The 17,173-nt window shown below is 57.9% G+C and carries 19 protein-coding genes; 14 read left to right on the forward strand and 5 right to left on the reverse strand.

Features of this window, described 5'->3' with window-relative positions; translation table 11 throughout:
* Positions 1 to 40 precede the first annotated feature (40 nt).
* Genes ACSFE6_RS10805 through ACSFE6_RS10815 form a run of 3 tightly spaced genes read right to left on the reverse strand, consistent with a single transcriptional unit; the run spans position 41 to position 3,625 of the window.
* The gene (locus tag ACSFE6_RS10805) at positions 41 to 622 is read right to left on the reverse strand and encodes a cob(I)yrinic acid a,c-diamide adenosyltransferase (RefSeq protein WP_435427582.1); all 582 of its coding nucleotides are present in this window, start codon (positions 620 to 622) and stop codon (positions 41 to 43) included.
* A 3-nt stretch (positions 623 to 625) separates the two neighbouring features.
* Positions 626 to 2,662, reverse strand: coding sequence for a sensor histidine kinase (locus ACSFE6_RS10810; protein ID WP_435427583.1), 2,037 nt, complete (start codon positions 2,660 to 2,662; stop codon positions 626 to 628).
* Between the two features lie 45 nt (positions 2,663 to 2,707).
* Positions 2,708 to 3,625: a putative 2-dehydropantoate 2-reductase gene (locus tag ACSFE6_RS10815; RefSeq protein WP_435427584.1), complete on the reverse strand. Its 918-nt coding sequence runs from the start codon at positions 3,623 to 3,625 to the stop codon at positions 2,708 to 2,710.
* Between the two features lie 133 nt (positions 3,626 to 3,758).
* Between ACSFE6_RS10815 and ACSFE6_RS10820 the strand changes: the two genes are divergently transcribed.
* The gene (locus ACSFE6_RS10820) at positions 3,759 to 4,244 is read left to right on the forward strand and encodes a YajQ family cyclic di-GMP-binding protein (RefSeq protein WP_435427585.1); all 486 of its coding nucleotides are present in this window, start codon (positions 3,759 to 3,761) and stop codon (positions 4,242 to 4,244) included.
* Positions 4,245 to 4,382: 138 nt separating this feature from the next.
* Positions 4,383 to 5,225, forward strand: a complete 843-nt coding sequence (locus tag ACSFE6_RS10825) for a mechanosensitive ion channel family protein (RefSeq protein WP_435427586.1) — start codon at positions 4,383 to 4,385, stop codon at positions 5,223 to 5,225.
* Positions 5,226 to 5,334: 109 nt separating this feature from the next.
* Here ACSFE6_RS10825 and ACSFE6_RS10830 read toward each other — a convergent pair whose 3' ends face one another.
* Positions 5,335 to 6,693 carry an OprD family porin gene (locus ACSFE6_RS10830; RefSeq protein WP_435427587.1) on the reverse strand — a complete coding sequence of 453 codons (1,359 nt, stop codon included), beginning with the start codon at positions 6,691 to 6,693 and terminating at the stop codon, positions 5,335 to 5,337.
* 915 nt (positions 6,694 to 7,608) lie between these two features.
* Between ACSFE6_RS10830 and ACSFE6_RS10835 the strand changes: the two genes are divergently transcribed.
* Positions 7,609 to 8,034: an HIT family protein gene (locus tag ACSFE6_RS10835; protein ID WP_435427588.1), complete on the forward strand. Its 426-nt coding sequence runs from the start codon at positions 7,609 to 7,611 to the stop codon at positions 8,032 to 8,034.
* Between the two features lie 3 nt (positions 8,035 to 8,037).
* Entirely contained in the window at positions 8,038 to 8,244 is a 207-nt protein-coding gene (locus ACSFE6_RS10840) for a SlyX family protein (protein ID WP_435427589.1), read from the forward strand.
* A 60-nt stretch (positions 8,245 to 8,304) separates the two neighbouring features.
* Here the strand turns inward: ACSFE6_RS10840 and ACSFE6_RS10845 are convergent, their stop codons facing one another.
* Positions 8,305 to 8,907 (reverse strand): cold shock domain-containing protein membrane protein, encoded by a 603-nt coding sequence (locus ACSFE6_RS10845; protein WP_435427590.1) that lies wholly within the window; start codon positions 8,905 to 8,907, stop codon positions 8,305 to 8,307.
* 312 nt (positions 8,908 to 9,219) lie between these two features.
* Between ACSFE6_RS10845 and ACSFE6_RS10850 the strand changes: the two genes are divergently transcribed.
* The 10 genes from ACSFE6_RS10850 to tolQ all read left to right on the forward strand — a co-directional run bounded on the left by ACSFE6_RS10850 (position 9,220) and on the right by tolQ (position 17,166).
* Positions 9,220 to 9,690 (forward strand): Dps family protein, encoded by a 471-nt coding sequence (locus ACSFE6_RS10850; protein ID WP_435427591.1) that lies wholly within the window; start codon positions 9,220 to 9,222, stop codon positions 9,688 to 9,690.
* A gap of 263 nt (positions 9,691 to 9,953) precedes the next feature.
* Entirely contained in the window at positions 9,954 to 10,304 is a 351-nt protein-coding gene (locus ACSFE6_RS10855; protein ID WP_435427592.1) for a ribbon-helix-helix domain-containing protein, read from the forward strand.
* 121 nt (positions 10,305 to 10,425) lie between these two features.
* Positions 10,426 to 10,647, forward strand: a complete 222-nt coding sequence (locus ACSFE6_RS10860) for an FmdB family zinc ribbon protein (protein WP_007977333.1) — start codon at positions 10,426 to 10,428, stop codon at positions 10,645 to 10,647.
* Between the two features lie 122 nt (positions 10,648 to 10,769).
* Positions 10,770 to 12,545 (forward strand): aspartate--tRNA ligase, encoded by a 1,776-nt coding sequence (gene aspS, locus ACSFE6_RS10865; protein ID WP_435427608.1) that lies wholly within the window; start codon positions 10,770 to 10,772, stop codon positions 12,543 to 12,545.
* A gap of 129 nt (positions 12,546 to 12,674) precedes the next feature.
* Positions 12,675 to 13,421 carry a YebC/PmpR family DNA-binding transcriptional regulator gene (locus ACSFE6_RS10870; protein WP_435427593.1) on the forward strand — a complete coding sequence of 249 codons (747 nt, stop codon included), beginning with the start codon at positions 12,675 to 12,677 and terminating at the stop codon, positions 13,419 to 13,421.
* Positions 13,422 to 13,579: 158 nt separating this feature from the next.
* Positions 13,580 to 14,104 (forward strand): crossover junction endodeoxyribonuclease RuvC, encoded by a 525-nt coding sequence (ruvC, locus tag ACSFE6_RS10875; protein ID WP_110964618.1) that lies wholly within the window; start codon positions 13,580 to 13,582, stop codon positions 14,102 to 14,104.
* A 111-nt stretch (positions 14,105 to 14,215) separates the two neighbouring features.
* Positions 14,216 to 14,824, forward strand: a complete 609-nt coding sequence (gene ruvA, locus ACSFE6_RS10880) for a Holliday junction branch migration protein RuvA (protein WP_175388409.1) — start codon at positions 14,216 to 14,218, stop codon at positions 14,822 to 14,824.
* Positions 14,825 to 15,886 carry a Holliday junction branch migration DNA helicase RuvB gene (gene ruvB / locus ACSFE6_RS10885; protein WP_435427594.1) on the forward strand — a complete coding sequence of 354 codons (1,062 nt, stop codon included), beginning with the start codon at positions 14,825 to 14,827 and terminating at the stop codon, positions 15,884 to 15,886.
* A 127-nt stretch (positions 15,887 to 16,013) separates the two neighbouring features.
* Positions 16,014 to 16,481 carry a tol-pal system-associated acyl-CoA thioesterase gene (ybgC, locus tag ACSFE6_RS10890; RefSeq protein WP_433736859.1) on the forward strand — a complete coding sequence of 156 codons (468 nt, stop codon included), beginning with the start codon at positions 16,014 to 16,016 and terminating at the stop codon, positions 16,479 to 16,481.
* Positions 16,471 to 17,166, forward strand: a complete 696-nt coding sequence (gene tolQ, locus ACSFE6_RS10895; RefSeq protein ID WP_095193175.1) for a protein TolQ — start codon at positions 16,471 to 16,473, stop codon at positions 17,164 to 17,166. Before ybgC ends, tolQ begins: the two co-directional genes overlap by 11 nt.
* The last annotated feature ends 7 nt before the right edge of the window (positions 17,167 to 17,173 follow it).

Below are 17,173 nucleotides of genomic sequence, written 5' to 3' on the forward strand. Positions count from 1 at the left end.
ATCGCGGGCTTGCCCGCGATGAGGCCAGTGAATATGCCGCTCAAATTTCAGGTTTTGCCGCGGGCTGCCAAAGAATCTCCGCAACCCCCTGGCGCCTGGCAATCACCCGCGCCACGACAAACAACAAATCCGACAACCGATTGATGTACGCCAATCCCACTCCGGCCAACGGCTCCAGCGCATTCAGATGCTGACAGCGACGCTCGGCACTGCGGGCCAGGCTGCGGCAGACATGCGCCTGGGCGATCAACTGTGAACCACCCGGCAGAATGAAATTCTCCAGCGGTCCCAGTTCTTCATTCCAGATATCGATCGCCGCTTCCAGGCGTTCGATTTCCGTGATGTTCAGGGCCTGATACTCCGGCATCGCCAGCTCACCGCCCAGGTCGAACAATCGATGCTGACAGGGTGCCAACACCTCTATCACTTCTTTCAATCCTGGGTACCTGGCGCTTTCCGCGGTCAGTGCGGCCAGTAGTACACCCACCTGACTGTTCAGCGTATCGACCTCGCCGATGGCTTCGATCCGCGGGTGATCCTTCGGCACACGGCGACCGTCACCCAAGCCGGTTTCACCTTTGTCGCCGGTACGGGTGTAAATCTTCGACAGGCGAAAGCCCATGGGTTACCTCGATAGCTGATTGAGTTCTTGGGAGACGAGCGGGGTACCCGCCAGGGGCAGGCGCAACGTGAAGCAGGTGCCTTGGCCCAGGGTCGATTGCACTTCCATCTGACCCTTGTGGTTGTTGGTGATGATGAAGTACGAAACCGACAGGCCCAGGCCGGTGCCTTGGCCAATTTCCTTGGTGGTGAAGAACGGTTCGAACGTCCGCTTGCGCACGTTTTCGCTCATGCCGATGCCGTTGTCTTCTACCTGGATTTCCGCCCAGGGCGGATTGAGCCGGGTGCGCAGGATGATCCGCCCCGGTTCGCGGTCGTCTTCGCGCAGGTGAATGGCCTGGGCGGCGTTTTTCAGCAGGTTGAGCAGCACCTGTTCCAGTTCGTTGGCCGTGCCGGGCACCGGTCCCAGCGCCGGATCGAACTGGCGAATGATGGCCTGGCCCTTGAAGTCGAAGCCGATCGCCAGGTCAAAGTCGTTACCGGCGATTTCCACCGCTTGATCGATTAGCGCCGGAAGGTCGCAAGGGGCCATTTGCCGGGTGCTGCGGCGACTGAAGCTGAGCATGTGGGTGACGATTTTCGCTGCCCGGGCGCCGGCCTGTTGAATGCCGTCGAGCAGCTGCGGCACTTCCCGCGCTTGCAGGTAGTCGTTGACGGTCGACAGCTCGACGCCGATCTGTTCGGCCTGCTCGAGGTTTTTTGGCAAATCGGGAGACAGCCGGCGACGAATGTTTTGCACGTTGTGCAGGATGGCACCCAGCGGGTTGTTGATCTCATGGGCCATTCCGGCGGCGAGGCCACCGACGGAGAGCATCTTCTCCGACTGCACCATCATTTCTTCCAGTGACAGACGCTGGGTGATGTCGTCGATCCGGATCACCACGCCACGTCCGGCGCCGCCCATCAGTGGATAGAAGGTCAGGGCATAATGCCGGGCGTCATCGTCCTTGACCCAGGTGACGCGCTCGATCTTGGCCACGGTGTGCTGCTCGACGGTTTGCTTGAGCTGTGGAAGAAACGGCTTGAGCGGCTCGAAAGCGAGGAAGATCGGCTGATTCAGGGCTTCGTCCAGACGGGTGCCGGAGAGGGCGCTGGCCTCCTGGTTCCATTGCGTCACGTAGAGCTGTTCGTCGAGGGCAATCAGCGCCGAGGGCATGGAGTCGATGATGCTGTTGAGGTAATTCTGGAATCCGGTGAGTTTTTTCTCGATCTTGCTGCGCACCTGGACTTCGAGTTCCAGCTTGCGATTGGTGTGCCGGGTTTCTTCGGCCAGCCCCTGAGCCTGGTCATACGCGGCCTGGGAGTCATCCCGCGCCCGTTTGAGTTGCTGCTCCCGCGCCTCGATACGCGAGAGCATGGTGTTGAAGGCTTCGGCGAGGCTGCCGATTTCGTCGTGATTGCCGCGGGAGGCGCGCAGGGCGTAGTTCTCTTCCCGGGTCACTTGCCGGGACAGCTCTTCAAGCTCATGAATCGGTCGGGTGATCAGGCGTTTGATTTGTCGAGCGATCACCAGCCAGAGCAGGACGCTGAAAATCAGGATGCCGAGGCTGGCGGTCAGGGTGCCGGTATAGAACGCCATGGGCAGTTCGCTGCTGGCCACCAGCAGCAGATGGCCGGGGGCCGCGCCCGGACGGGGCAGGGTAATGACCTGGTTGCTGCGAAACTCGGTGGCTTGCCAGGCTTCGATGTGCCGGTAACGTTCCGGCAGTTCCAGATGATCGCCATGCTGCAGCTGCGCCAGACGCTCGCCCTTGCCGTCATACAGGGCAGCGGCTCGCAACGGTGAATAACTGTTGAGTTCATCGAGCAGGCGTTGCGCGCTTTGTGGCGATGCCAGCGCTTCGGAGATCAGGCTCGGATTGGATACCAGGCGGCCGATGGTTTGCAGGGCCTGGGGCGCCATGCTCTCCTGGGAGATGTAATACGAGGCACTGATAAAGGTCAGGTTGGCGACCAGCAGGACAGTGGTCAACAGCACCAACAGGGCGGCCAGCAGCTTCTGGCCGACAGGAAGGTTTTCAAGGCGCTGGCGCAATGGCATCGGGTTTATCGCTGCAAAGGAACAAGTGGCCAGCGTAGCCGCTGCTCAGTCGCTGGGCAATCCAAGGCTGTCCAGGCGAGCGATCAGCCGCTGCTGCAACTGATTGAGGTGCGGCAGGTTCAATTGGTGCCGGGTTGCGACTCTGCAGGCATGACCGAGCAAGTAGCTGATTTCGGTCCGGCGCCGGTTACTGACATCCTGGTACATCGACGAATAGTTGGCGGCGGTGGCGTGGATCACCCGTTCGACTTCCTGTTGCAGGTTCTCGGCAGCGGCAGGCTGGCCGCATCGCTCAAGCAGCTCAGTCAACTCACCGCAGAGGGTGGCGACTTCACAGTGATGCTCCTGCAAACCGCCATTGCGGCACTCGTGCAGCACGGTCAATGGATTGATCGCACAGTTGAGCGCCAGTTTGCGCCACAGCCGGGTCAGGATTTCGAGGCTCCATTCATGGGGAATGCCGGCATCGTTCAAGTCGTCCAGCCAGATCGGGGCGACGGGATGACCGGAGTCCCCCAGCCAGGTAAACCCATGGCCAGCGAACACCACGCGCCAGTCGCCATCGCGAAAAGCGCCTTCGGTGCTGGAGGCGTAAATGCAGCGCGCCTGCGGAACCTGCGCTGCCACGGCGTCCTGACTGCCCAGGCCGTTCTGCAACAGAATCAGCTCGGCGCCGGGGGCCAGGCGGGGCGCCAGTTGCGCCACGGCGTGCTCGGCATCGTAGGCTTTGCAGGCGACCAGCAGGCGATTAATGGGTTCCTGGCTATCGGGTGTTTCGGCGGGCACCGGGTACCGCTGGGCTTCGCCATGTTCGACCAGCGTCAGTCCGCCCGTTGCTTCATAGGCTTGCAAACGCGCAGCGTCGCGCACGATCAGCCGTACCGGCACCCCGGCCCGGGCCAGACGCGTAGCCCATAACGTGCCGAGACTGCCGGCGCCCAGGACATGCCAGGTGGTGGACATCAGTTTTTTGCTCTGTTTGACGCGTGCATGGACGGCTCGCAGTGAATGATGGGAAAGACCCGTTATAATCAGCGCGGATTTTTACCGCAAGCAGGCGTGCTCCATGGGAGCGCCTTTTATTTGGAGAAACTACATGCCGTCGTTCGACGTGGTATCCGAACTGGACAAACACGAAGTCACCAACGCGGTCGAGAACGCCGTCAAGGAACTCGATCGTCGCTATGACCTGAAAGGCAAGGGCAGCTTCGAGTTCAAGGAAAAGGACCTGACCGTCAACCTGACCGCTGAAGCCGATTTCCAGCTTGAAGCGATGATCGAGATCCTCAAGCTGTGCCTGGTCAAGCGCAAGATCGATGTGCAGTGCCTGGAGGTCAAGGATGCTTTTGCTTCGGGCAAGCTGATGAAACAGGAAGCCATCCTCAAGGAAGGTATCGATAAAGAGCTGGCGAAGAAGATCGTCGCTCATATCAAGGACGCCAAACTCAAGGTCCAGGCCGCCATTCAGGGCGAGCAAGTGCGCGTCACCGGCAAGAAGCGTGACGATCTGCAGGAAGCCATTGCGGCGCTGCGGGCCAAGGAATTCGGGATGCCGCTGCAATTCAACAACTTCCGCGACTGATGTAAAAAGCGGGAACCTCTCGGCGTTTTCGGCGTCCGAGGCCCAAGCAACGGTAGAAACGGTCGGCCCGGCAAGGGCTCGATCTTTTCTGCCGTTTATTTTTCGCGTGCCCCGTGGCCGGAAATAAGGAGAACGTAGATGGACTTGAATGCTGAAGTAGATAACCTGGTCAAGGTGTCCCAGGCCTGGATCCCGATGATCATGGAATACGGCAGCCGCGTGCTGCTGGCGGTGATCACCCTCGCCATTGGTTGGTGGTTGATCAACAAGGTCACGCACAAGCTTGGCAAACTGATTGCGTTGCGTAATGCCGATCTGGCGCTGCAAGGCTTTATCAGCAGCCTGGCAAACATCGTTCTTAAAATTCTGCTGATCGTCAGCGTGGCGTCGATGATCGGCGTGGAAACCACTTCGTTCGTGGCAGCCATCGGTGCGGCGGGTCTGGCCATCGGTCTGGCGTTGCAGGGCAGCCTGGCGAACTTCGCCGGCGGCGTGCTGATTCTGCTGTTCCGTCCGTTTCGCATTGGTGACTGGATCGAAGCCCAGGGGGTAGCCGGTACTGTCGACAGTATCCAGATCTTCCACACCGTCCTGCGCACCGGCGACAACAAAACCATCATCGTGCCAAACGGCAACCTGTCGAACGGCATCATCACCAACACCAACCGTCAGCCGACCCGCAAGGTGGTGTTTGATGTGGGGGTCGATTACGAAGCGGACCTGCAAAAGGCCCGTCACGTATTGCTGGAGTTGGCCAAAGATCCGCGTGTTTTGGCAGATCCGGCACCTCAAGCCGTTATTTCGACTTTGGGTGACCATTCGATCACTGTTTCCTTGCGTGTCTGGGTTAAAACAGCGGATTACTGGGATGTGATGTTCATGTTTAACGAGGAGTCCCGTGATCGGTTGAAAACTGCGGGTATTGACATTCCATTTCCACAGCGGGTAGTTCGTGTGGTTCAGGAATCCGCAGTGCAGTGATTGATCTTTCAGTCCATGTTTGACTTATCGGTCAGGCAGGTTCAGTAGAAAAAAAAGGCCCATCCGAAGATGGGCCTTTTGTTTGTTACCGCAAACTAACTGGATGCGATTACAAAACCGACAGCGGGTAGTCGACGATCAGGCGGAATTCTTTGATGTCGCCTTCACCTTGGTCGGAGTTAGCGAAGTGCCATGCCTGACGAATACGGAAGGACAGGTCTTTAGCCGGGCCGTTCTGTACAACGTACTTGGCTTCAAAGTTGGTTTCGTTGTGCTTGCCGTCTTCACCGTACATACCAGCGTAGGCGCTGCCTGCTGGAGTGTTGGTGCCGTCGATGTCCCAGCCTTTTACGTAACGGGTCATGAAGCTCAGGCCAGGAACGCCGTATTCAGCCATTTTCAGGTCATAACGAACTTGAGCAGATTTTTCGTTAGGACCGTTGAAGTCGGAGTACTGAATGGAGTTGGCGAGGAAAATCGAGTCGCCACCACGGTTGTTCTTGCCGACGCCGATGTAGTCGAACGGCGTATCACCGTTGACCTTCTGGAAGGCCAGGGTAATGGTGTGAGCTTGCAGGAACGAGTAAGCTGCGGCCAGCGAGAAGGTGGTGTTGCTGATTTCGCCGACTTTAGCGTCGCCGGTATCCTGAGTGTTGTAGATGTTACCGTCGAAGTTGATCGACTGACTGTCAGTCAGTGGAAGGGTGTAGTTCAGGTTAGCGTAGTACTGGTTCCAGATGTCTTCCAGCTTGGCACCGTAAAGCGAGGCGCTCAGGTTGTCAGTGAAACCGTATTTGCCACCGAAGTAGTCGATCTTGTTGGCTTCTTCACCAGCGCTAAAGTTCGCGTAGGTTGCAAACAGGCCGCCGTCTCGGGCGTTTTTGTCCTGGCTGGAACCCGAGTAGAAGTGGCCGGCTTCGAGGTCAAGATTTTTGATCTCGCTGCTCTGCAATTGGATACCAGTGGCAGTTTGCGGCAGGATACGGGAGCCGCCAACAGCGAACACTGGCGAAGTGCTTGGCTGCATGTCGCCGACTTTCAGTTCGGTTTTGGAAACGCGGAATTTAACGGCACCGCCGGCTTTACCCTGGCTGTCGTTAACTTCGCGATGACCGTTGGCGTTAGGGGTGTCGCTACGGCTCATGTTGCCGGTGCCGCCGGTGCCGTCGCCACCGTCCAGCTTGATTGCCAGGTAACCGTATGCATCAACGCCGACGCCGATCAGACCCTGGGTGTAGCCAGAGCTGAAGTTGCCCCAGATGCCTTGGGTCCAGTCTTTCTGGTCGTTGCTGCCATCTTTGTTATCACGGTTGAAGTAGTAGTTGCGAACCAGCAAGTTCAGCGAGCTGTCTTCAACAATACCTTTGGCTTCAGCCTGGTCACTTACGAACGGTGCGGCCGTAGCCATTTGAGTACTGGCTGCTGCTGCAACTGCCAGTGCGATCATGCTCCACTTCATCACGCGCATCGTGATTTGCTCCTTTGGTTTTTAGAAGAGTACTGCCGCTCCACCTGTTTTATTATCTGGGCGGCTCTTTCTTTTTGTGTCGGCGCAAACTTATATCACGCCGACATTGTTGGCGATACTTGCGCATCTAACCTTTCAGCATCTTTACGACCCTGTCGTAATCAGCTTGCTAGATGTCGCAAATTTACAGCCTCGATGCAACCGGACTGACAACTTTAGTGCTGTTTTTCTAGGCTGGTGCATCGGTAAAAAGAGTCCCTGGTGAAACGTTTGAATCTCCATCGGGCTGCCCTGCCACTGTTTTTTTAGTCTCAAGGCCCCCGCTTCCAGCGGTGCCTTGTAGACGATGTGGGTGTGAATGCAACAAGCGTGCACAAATCAGAAGCCTGCCAATATTTTTTTCTGAAAGGCTGCCTGGCGCTGTAAAAACCTCATAAAACCGGGGGGTTCATCCCGTTGGTGTTCGGGCTTGACGCCATTCTTTGCATCGTGTTGACCGCAGTGTTACCGCTGCGTGACAAGCAAAAATGTTACCGGTTCACCCCGCCAGTGAGTAATCGGCGGATGTTCGAAGGATTCAGCGTAGACGCACTGTGCGATTTTGGTGCAAAAAAATTCAACCGCTGTACTGATTTCATACAGATTGTCCTTTTCCGTAGGTGGAACGAATCGTCGCTGGTTGGTCATTCCAGCGATTTAGCAGGTCGCGCTGGTGTCGTAATGGTGCGTTTTGGTTGTAAGTGTCACATCTCGGGGCGAGTGGATGGCTGTTTGGCGTCGGTCAAGCGTGCTTTGTCCCTGCTTCGTCGTGAAGGCAGCCAGGTTCGCAGGTATGCTGCCGTCCAGTCGCCTGGCGCGCGGTCTCTCGAGAGGGGCGCTAAGCTGAAAAATGATGATCCGACAGGAGTGCGCGCAGTGTTCGCTTTAGATCCACGACTTCAACAAGACACCTTACTGATCGGCGATTTCCCGCTCTGTCGGTTGCTGTTGTCCAACGACTCGAACTATCCCTGGTTCATCCTGGTACCTCGTCGCGACGATATCAGCGAGATATTTCAGTTGGATGTCGCCGACCAGCAGCAGCTCTGGCAGGAAACGACTGCATTGGCAGAAACGCTCAAGGATTCGTTCGATGCGGACAAGTTGAATGTCGCCGCCTTGGGTAATGTGGTCAGTCAGTTGCACATGCACGTGATCGTGCGCAAGCGGGACGACGCCGCCTGGCCGGCTCCGGTCTGGGGCAGGCACCCGGCCAAACCTTACAATGCCGAGCAGGTTGCCGCGATTCGCGAGCGACTGCGTCTGGTATTGACCGAAGATTTCACGTTTCTGGAGGGTTGAACCATGGGCCTGGAAGAGCGCGTTACCGATCTGGAGAGTCAGTTGGCGTTTCAGGATGACACCATCCAGGCGTTGAATGATGTGCTGGCGGCGCAACAGAAGGCCGTTGAGCGCCTTCAGTTGCAAATCGCGGCGCTGCTCAAGCGCCAGGAGGAAATGGCCGGCCAATTCGAGTCTTTCGAGGAAGAGGCGCCGCCGCCACATTATTGAAATGCAGGCAATAAAAAACCGCGAGCAGTCAGGCTGCTCGCGGTTTTTTATTGCTTTGGATCAGCGTCGCGGCAGGGCAGCGATCACATCTTCGGCTTGCAGGCCTTTGTCACGATTCATGACGGAGAACTCCACGCGCTGGCCTTCGACCAGGACGCGGTGACCTTCGCCGCGAATGGCCCGGAAGTGCACGAAAATATCGTCGCCGGAGTCGCGGGAAATGAAGCCGAAGCCTTTGGAGGTGTTGAACCACTTGACGGTGCCGGTATCGCGGTTGCTCATGTCATAGCTTGGCGCGGCGGTGGCCGGTGATGATTTGTAGAAGCCGATGGCCAGGTGCAGAACCACAGCGATCAGCGCTGCGACCAGGCTGAACAGAACCGCAGGTTGACCGGCAATCACAGGCATGGGCGCAAGCAGCGTCAGGGTTTGCAGAACGACAGCCAGAATCAGCAGTGCACTGACCAGGTTTTGCAGTTGGTGGCGCGGGCCTTTGTTCCAGTTGGGAATCACTGGAGCAAGGGTGAGGTTGAGCAGGCCGAACAAGGCCAGGTACAGGGCGTCAGGTTGTTGCAGGTAAGGTACGGCTTCGGCTCGCAGGCTAGGGATGAAGGACAACAGCAAGGCTGCCGTGCCCAATAGCAGGTGGACGATTTTCAACATTTTGATTGACTCACGTTAAGACGGATCACAAGGAAGAGCTGATGGGAGACGGTTCGCTTCAGAACGATAAGAAGAGGCGTTGAGCACGTATCCGGTATCAGCCTATGCGCAGCGCCCGGAAAATAAGGGCGTTAGCGACACACCGCCTATTTAACAGCAAAGCTTGTGGCTACTCAAATCAAGGAGTCCAGCGGTGCTTGGTGGGCGATTTGTCGCAGGTTCGCGGGGTATTCAGGGCTGCGGCGCAGCAACAGGCTTGCTAGAGTGCTCCTGCACTTGTTGGATGAATTTCATCACCTTTAGGGGAAAAACATGGCAATTGATATCGGTATCAGTGAAGAGGACCGCAAATCCATCGTCGACGGACTTTCGCGCCTGTTGTCGGACACTTACGTACTTTATTTGAAGACCCATAACTTCCATTGGAACGTCACCGGCCCGATGTTCCGGACCCTGCACCTGATGTTCGAGGAGCAATACAACGAGCTGGCGCTGGCGGTCGATTCGATTGCCGAACGAATTCGCGCGCTCGGATTCCCGGCTCCCGGTGCTTACTCCGTTTATGCGCGGTTGTCCTCCATCAAAGAGGAGGAGGGCGTGCCTGCTGCCGAAGACATGATCAGGCAACTGGTCGAGGGGCAGGAAGCGGTAACACGTACGGCTCGCGGCATTTTTCCCTTGCTTGACAAGGTCAGTGACGAGCCGACGGCCGACCTGCTGACCCAGCGTATGCAGGTTCACGAAAAAACCGCGTGGATGCTCCGTGCCCTGCTGGAACAGTGATCCGTTGTCGCGCGGATGATGCCTTGTTGGTGTTGTTCGCGTGTTGTCATTGCTCGTCGAAAAAGCACCTGTCTACTGAGTGATTTTTCACTGATCAGAGTAGGAAATGCCCGAGCGTAGGACGCTCTCCATGATCTGCCATCCGTTGTTGGCTTCTCCTACGCGGATGGTCAAAAAGTCATCTGGATATAACTTTGCCCCCGCGGTTTTATAAGTGCACAGACTCTTATGGAAACCAGGGATGGCAAAGGAGTGTCAAGGGTATGGTCCATGAAAACAGGCAGAGGGAAGGGAGGGTCGGTCCACTCAAGGACATCAGGATTGATCCGTTTGTCAGTGAGTTCGATATGGGGCTGGCTCAGCCCATGTCCCGGTCGGTGCGGTTGAATGGTTTCGCCACTTGTTTACGGCTGGAGCAGGTTTACTGGGATATTTTGAGCGAAATCGCCAAGGTGAATTGCTGCTCGGTCAGCGCATTGTTGTCCCACGTGGATCGTGAAGTGCATTTGCGTCACGGTGGGGTGAAAAACTTCAGCGCGCTGGTGCGGGTGGTCTGTGTTGTGCACAGCCTCAAGGATGGCCGTTGCATGACCATCGCTCCGGCTCGGCAATGAAGGGCGGCGTGTCGATCTGTGCAGTCTTACGGCTGCACAGGCCGCATTTAATGGATATAATCCCGCTCTTTGCCGCCAAACCCAGCGTGTGCGGTAGCGATCTGATTGCCGAGACAACCCCATGCCGATGTACGATTACCAATGTGCTTCCTGTGGTCATCAGTTGGAAGCCATTCAAAAGATCAGCGATGCACCGCTGGTCGACTGCCCTGCATGCCAGGCACCTGAGCTCAAAAAAATGCTGTCCATGCCGGGTTTCCGCCTCAGCGGTACCGGTTGGTACGAGACTGATTTCAAGACCGGTTCCAAGAAGAACCTGGCCGGCGGCGACAAAGCTGACTAGGGTTCATGCTCTGAATCGAGCGCCTTGAACTGAACCAAGCACGTGAGCGCTTGCATCATCGGACACCCGATATGTGCAAGGTCTCCAACCGAATGACGAATTATAGAAGTGAACCCACGACCATGATGCGCAGCCATTATTGCGGCCAACTGAACGAAAGCCTGGACGGCCAGGAAATTACCCTTTGCGGATGGGTCCACCGTCGCCGTGACCACGGTGGGGTGATTTTCCTCGATATCCGTGATCGTGATGGTCTGGCCCAGGTGGTGTTCGATCCGGACCGCGCTGAAACCTTCGCCGTCGCCGACCGCGTGCGTAGCGAATACGTGGTCAAGGTCACCGGCAAAGTTCGCCTGCGTCCGGCCGGTGCCACCAACGCCAACATGGCGTCGGGCATGATCGAAGTGCTGGGTTATGAGCTGGAAGTGCTGAACGAAGCGGAAACCCCGCCGTTCCCGCTGAACGAGTTCTCCGACGTTGGTGAAGAAACTCGCCTGCGCTATCGTTTCCTGGACCTGCGTCGTCCGGAAATGGCCGAGAAACTGCGTCTGCGTTCGCGCATGACCACCAGCATCCGCCGTTACCTGGACGAAAATGGCTTCCTCGACGTCGAGACGCCGATCCTGACCCGCGCCACGCCGGAAGGTGCTCGCGACTACCTGGTGCCAAGCCGTACCCACGCTGGTTCGTTCTTCGCCTTGCCGCAGTCGCCGCAGCTGTTCAAACAATTGCTGATGGTGGCCGGCTTCGATCGTTACTACCAGATCGCCAAGTGCTTCCGCGACGAAGACCTGCGTGCCGACCGCCAGCCGGAATTCACCCAGATCGACATCGAGACCAGCTTCCTCGATGAAAAAGACATCATGGGCCTGACCGAAGGCATGATCCGCAACCTGTTCAAGGAAGTGCTGGGTCTGGAATTCGGCGATTTCCCGCACATGACCTTCGAAGAAGCCATGCGCCGCTACGGTTCCGACAAGCCGGACCTGCGTAACCCGCTGGAGTTGGTAGACGTTGCCGACCAACTCAAGGAAGTTGAATTCAAGGTCTTCAGCGGCCCGGCCAACGATCCGAAATGCCGTGTGACCGCACTGCGCGTACCGGGCGGTGCGAGCATGCCGCGCAGCAAAATCGACGATTACACCAAGTTCGTCGGCATCTACGGTGCCAAGGGCTTGGCGTACATCAAGGTCAACGAGCGCGCCAAAGGTGTCGAAGGCCTGCAGTCGCCAATCGTCAAGAACATCCCTGAAGCCGCCCTGAACGTGATCCTTGATCGCGTCGGTGCAGTCGATGGTGACATCGTGTTCTTCGGTGCAGACAAGTTCAAGATCGTCAGCGAAGCCTTGGGTGCACTGCGGATCAAGGTCGGCCACGATCTGAACCTGCTGACCTGCGAGTGGGCACCGATGTGGGTCGTCGACTTCCCGATGTTCGAAGAGAACGATGACGGCAGCTTCACCGCACTGCATCACCCGTTCACCGCGCCGAAGTGCACCCCGGCAGAGCTGGAGGCCAACCCGGCCACCGCACTGTCCCGCGCTTACGACATGGTTCTGAACGGTACCGAGCTGGGTGGCGGTTCGATCCGTATCCATCGCAAGGAAATGCAGCAGTCGGTGTTCCGTCTGCTGGGTATCAATGAAGCGGAACAGGAAGAGAAGTTCGGCTTCCTGCTCGACGCCCTGAAATATGGCGCGCCGCCGCACGGTGGTCTGGCCTTCGGTTTGGACCGTCTGGTGATGCTGATGACCGGCGCCCAGTCGATCCGTGAAGTAATCGCCTTCCCGAAAACCCAGAGCGCGGCGGATGTCATGACTCAGGCACCGGGTCAGGTAGACGCCAAGGCATTGCGCGAACTGCACATTCGTCTGCGTGAAACGCCCAAGGCCGAGTAAGGCTGACCTGAAGGGCGCATCCGTGGATGCGCCCTTTCTTTATAATGGGAACAGGTTGAGATTTTTTGTTTGCCGGCCGGCGCAGTGCAGCGTGGCGGGCAATGATTCAAAGAGAATTCGGAGCGAGTTATGGCAGGTCATTCCAAGTGGGCGAACATCAAGCACCGCAAAGAACGTCAGGATGCCAAGAGAGGCAAGATCTTCACCAAGTGGATTCGTGAGCTGACCGTCGCTGCCCGTCAGGGTGGCGGTGATCCGGGCTCCAACCCGCGTCTGCGCCTGGCCCTGGACAAGGCCCTGGGTGCGAACATGAGCCGCGACATCATCGATCGCGCCATCGCCCGTGGCACCGGTGCTGCCGACACTGACGACGTGGTTGAACTGACCTACGAAGGTTACGGACCTGGCGGTGTAGCGGTGATGGTTGAGTGCATGACCGACAACCGCAACCGTACTGCGGCGGCAGTCCGCCATGCATTCAGCAAGTGCGGCGGTAACCTCGGTACCGATGGTTCGGTCGCATATCTGTTCGAACGCAAGGGGCAAATTTCTTTCGCACCTGGCGTTGATGAAGATGCGCTGATTGAGGCGGCCATGGAGGCCGACGCCGATGACGTCGTGACCAACGAAGACGGTTCCATCGACGTATTCACATCGTTTGCCGGCTTCTATTCCGTGCGTAATGCACTGGAAGCAGCAGGATTCAAAGGTACCGATGCGGAAATCGTCATGTTGCCGACCACCAGCGCCGAACTGGATCTGGAGGGCGCGGAAAAAGTCCTCAAGCTGATCGACATGCTCGAAGATCTGGATGACGTGCAGAACGTTTACTCCAATGCCGATATTCCGGAGTCGGTAGCCGCTCAGCTCGGATAGGAGTGGCTACGATCCGATGTGGGGGCGAGCCTGCTCGCGAATACGGATTTTCAGGCAGCATCGTTGCTGAATGTGAAGCCGCTTTCGCGAGCAGGCTCGCTCCCACATTTGTTATGTGCTGTTTTTGATATCGTGTTTTTACCTGATCCGCAGGCGTTATGACTTTAATTCTTGGTATCGACCCCGGTTCGCGCATCACCGGTTATGGCGTGGTTCGCGATACCGGGCGTGGCTGCGAGTACGTGGCCTCCGGTTGCATCCGCACCGGCGCCGGTGAGCTGCATGAGCGTTTGCAGATTGTCTATCGCGGGGTGCGGGAGATCATTCAGACCTACAAGCCTGTGACCATGGGGATCGAAAAGGTGTTCATGGCGCGCAACGCCGACTCCGCACTGAAACTGGGGCAGGCCCGTGGTGCGGCCATCGTTGCAGGCGCGGAGGAAAGCCTGGAGATTGCCGAATACACGGCGACGCAGGTCAAGCAGGCTGTAGTCGGCACCGGTGCCGCCAACAAGGAGCAAGTGCAAATGATGGTCATGCACATGCTGAAACTGACCAGCAAGCCGCAAATCGATGCCTCGGACGCCCTGGCGATTGCCATTTGCCATGCTCACACCCGTTCCAGCCTGTTGCCCCATGGCCTGGGGGCGGCACGCAGTCGTGGCGGGCGCCTGCGTCTCTGATAGCATCAGCAGTCAATTTTATGGAATGAGGGATTTGCGTCCGGGCTGGCGCAAAATCCTTGCTCTGTCAGTCGCTGGCCTTGTGCTGGCCAACGCTCAAGGATCTGTAACGTGATTGGACGCTTGCGCGGCACCCTGGCTGAGAAACAGCCGCCGCACCTGATTCTGGATGTAAACGGCCTGGGCTATGAACTTGAAGTGCCCATGACCACGCTTTATCGCTTGCCGTCGGTCGGTGAACCGCTGACGTTGCACACCCATTTGGTCGTGCGCGAAGACGCGCAGTTACTCTATGGCTTCGTCGGTAAGCGCGAGCGAGACTTTTTTCGCGAGTTGATCCGTCTTAATGGTGTGGGGCCGAAACTGGCCCTGGCCTTGATGTCGAGCCTGGAAGTCGACGAGCTGATCCGTTGCGTGCAGTCCCAGGACACCTCGGCGCTGACCAAGGTGCCGGGCGTGGGCAAGAAAACTGCCGAGCGTCTGTTGGTTGAACTCAAGGATCGCTTCAAGGCCTGGGAGACTGTACCCGCCATGTTCGCCCTGGTGCCGAACCAGCCGGACGGGCCTGCCCCGGTCAATACCGCCGAGAACGATGCGGTCAGCGCGCTGATTTCCCTGGGCTACAAGCCGCAGGAAGCCAGCAAGGCGATTTCCGCGATCAAGGAGAAAGGCTTGAGCAGTGAAGACATGATTCGTCGCGCCCTGAAGGGAATGATCTAAGTGATTGAAGCTGATCGTCTGATCGCCGCCACCGGTGGCCCCCGTGAACGCGAGGAAGTCCAGGACCGGGCGATTCGTCCTGTCAGCCTGGCCGAATACATTGGCCAGCCGACCGTTCGCGAGCAAATGGAGTTGTTCATCCAGGCTGCCCGCGGGCGCAGCGAGTCCCTGGACCACACACTGATTTTCGGTCCTCCGGGCCTGGGTAAAACCACCCTGGCCAACATCATTGCCCAGGAAATGGGCGTCTCGATCAAAAGCACCTCAGGACCGGTCCTTGAGCGTCCGGGAGATCTGGCGGCCTTGCTGACCAATCTTGAGCCGCACGATGTGCTGTTCATCGATGAAATCCATCGCCTGTCACCGATTGTCGAAGAGGTGCTGTACCCGGCCATGGAGGACTTTCAGCTCGATATCATGATCGGCGAAGGCCCGGCTGCGCGCTCCATCAAGCTCGACTTGCCGCCCTTCACCTTGGTCGGCGCGACCACGCGGGCGGGGATGCTGACCAATCCGTTGCGTGACCGCTTCGGGATCGTCCAGCGCCTGGAGTTCTACAGCAATGCCGATCTGTCGACGATTGTCAGCCGCTCGGCGAACATCCTTGGCTTGCCGCTGGATCCGGAAGGTGCCTTCGAAATCGCCCGACGTGCCCGTGGCACGCCGCGAATCGCCAACCGCTTGCTGCGCCGGGTGCGGGATTTTGCCGAAGTTCGCGCCAAGGGGCATATCACCAAGCCGATTGCCGACCTGGCCCTGAACCTGCTGGATGTTGATGAGCGTGGCTTCGATCACCAGGATCGACGCCTGCTGCTGACCATGATCGAGAAGTTCGATGGCGGGCCGGTTGGCGTGGACAGCCTGGCGGCAGCCATCAGCGAAGAACGCCACACCATTGAAGATGTGCTGGAACCTTACCTGATTCAGCAAGGTTACATCATGCGCACCCCGCGTGGTCGGGTGGTAACGCGGCATGCGTACCTGCACTTCGGCTTAAACATTCCGTCACGATTGGGCGAGATGCCTGTGGTAGACGAGTTCCTCGATGCCGTGGACGATTAATTAACTTTTGCGCGCTGATTTTTCGGGCATTGTGCTGTCCCAGGACCGTACTTTCGCGAGAAAGCCGCAGAACATTGAAAAACAGTTGCCTGGCCGGATTGGCAACCCGAGGAGTAAGCACTAGAGTATGCGCGCGCAAAACGGGCTTGAGCCTTTCGCACATCGTTGTCGCGTTTATTACGAGGACACCGATGCGGGCGGCATCGTGTATTACGTTAATTACCTCAAGTTTATGGAACGGGCTCGAACCGAGCGGCTACGAGAGCTGGGCTTTGCCCAATCGCAGCTGGCAGGGGAGGACCTGTTGTTCGTCGTGCATTCCAGCGAAGCGCGCTATCACGCGCCGGCGCGACTGGATGACGAGCTGCTGGTAAGCGCTGAAGTAATCGAATTGAACCGTGCCAGCCTGCGCTTCAAACAGCAGGTCAGGCGGGCTGCGGATAATGCGCTGCTCTGCGAAGGGCAGTTTCTGGTGGCTTGTGTGCGCACCAACAGTTTGAAACCCCGGGCCATTCCCGAAGCTCTACGAGCGGCCTTTGCCGACGTGAGCGGCGCGGGTACACACTCAAAGCAGGAGATAAAGCGTGGAAGCTAACGTCGTCGACCATTCCTCCATGTGGAGCCTGGTCAGCAATGCCAGTATCGTTGTGCAACTGGTGATGCTGACCCTGGTAGCCGCATCGGTGACCTCATGGATCATGATCTTTCAGCGCAGCAATCTGCTGCGCGCCGGTCGACGTGCCCTGGAGAGCTTCGAGGAGCGCTTCTGGTCGGGTATCGACCTGTCCAAACTCTACCGTCAAGCAGGCAGCAACCCGGATCCGGACTCGGGTGTCGAGCAAATCTTCCGCGCTGGCTTCAAGGAATTCTCCCGTCTGCGTCAGCAGCCTGGCGTTGACCCGGAAGCGGTCATGGAAGGTGTGGCTCGCGCCATGCGCGTTGCCATTTCCCGCGAGGAAGAAAAGCTCGAGCAGAGCCTGCCGTTCCTGGCCACCGTCGGTTCCGTCAGCCCGTACATCGGTCTGTTCGGTACCGTCTGGGGCATCATGAACTCCTTCCGTGGTCTGGCGACGGCCCAGCAAGCGACCCTGGCCACCGTGGCGCCAGGTATCGCCGAAGCCCTGATCGCCACCGCGATCGGTCTGTTCGCCGCGATTCCAGCCGTTATCGCTTACAACCGCTTCTCCGCTCGCAGTGAAACCCTGCTGAGCCGCTACTACACCTTCGCCGATGAGTTCCAGGCGATCCTGCACCGCAAAGTGCACACCAGCGAAGAATAAGCAGGTA

This window comes from Pseudomonas baetica (assembly GCF_051216495.1).
Classification (GTDB): domain Bacteria; phylum Pseudomonadota; class Gammaproteobacteria; order Pseudomonadales; family Pseudomonadaceae; genus Aquipseudomonas; species Aquipseudomonas baetica_B.

Coding starts and splice junctions, on each gene's coding strand:
- ACSFE6_RS10870 (WP_435427593.1), top strand. CDS start 12,675: ATGGCAGGTCATTCCAAGTGGGCGAACATCAAGCACCGCAAAGAACGT.
- ACSFE6_RS10820 (WP_435427585.1), top strand. CDS start 3,759: ATGCCGTCGTTCGACGTGGTATCCGAACTGGACAAACACGAAGTCACC.
- ACSFE6_RS10815 (WP_435427584.1), bottom strand. CDS start 3,625: ATGTCCACCACCTGGCATGTCCTGGGCGCCGGCAGTCTCGGCACGTTA.
- ACSFE6_RS10860 (WP_007977333.1), top strand. CDS start 10,426: ATGCCGATGTACGATTACCAATGTGCTTCCTGTGGTCATCAGTTGGAA.
- ruvC (WP_110964618.1), top strand. CDS start 13,580: ATGACTTTAATTCTTGGTATCGACCCCGGTTCGCGCATCACCGGTTAT.
- ybgC (WP_433736859.1), top strand. CDS start 16,014: ATGCGCGCGCAAAACGGGCTTGAGCCTTTCGCACATCGTTGTCGCGTT.
- ACSFE6_RS10805 (WP_435427582.1), bottom strand. CDS start 622: ATGGGCTTTCGCCTGTCGAAGATTTACACCCGTACCGGCGACAAAGGT.
- ACSFE6_RS10840 (WP_435427589.1), top strand. CDS start 8,038: ATGGGCCTGGAAGAGCGCGTTACCGATCTGGAGAGTCAGTTGGCGTTT.
- ACSFE6_RS10830 (WP_435427587.1), bottom strand. CDS start 6,693: ATGCGCGTGATGAAGTGGAGCATGATCGCACTGGCAGTTGCAGCAGCA.
- ACSFE6_RS10825 (WP_435427586.1), top strand. CDS start 4,383: ATGGACTTGAATGCTGAAGTAGATAACCTGGTCAAGGTGTCCCAGGCC.
- ACSFE6_RS10845 (WP_435427590.1), bottom strand. CDS start 8,907: ATGTTGAAAATCGTCCACCTGCTATTGGGCACGGCAGCCTTGCTGTTG.
- aspS (WP_435427608.1), top strand. CDS start 10,770: ATGATGCGCAGCCATTATTGCGGCCAACTGAACGAAAGCCTGGACGGC.
- ACSFE6_RS10855 (WP_435427592.1), top strand. CDS start 9,954: ATGGTCCATGAAAACAGGCAGAGGGAAGGGAGGGTCGGTCCACTCAAG.
- ACSFE6_RS10810 (WP_435427583.1), bottom strand. CDS start 2,662: ATGCCATTGCGCCAGCGCCTTGAAAACCTTCCTGTCGGCCAGAAGCTG.
- ACSFE6_RS10850 (WP_435427591.1), top strand. CDS start 9,220: ATGGCAATTGATATCGGTATCAGTGAAGAGGACCGCAAATCCATCGTC.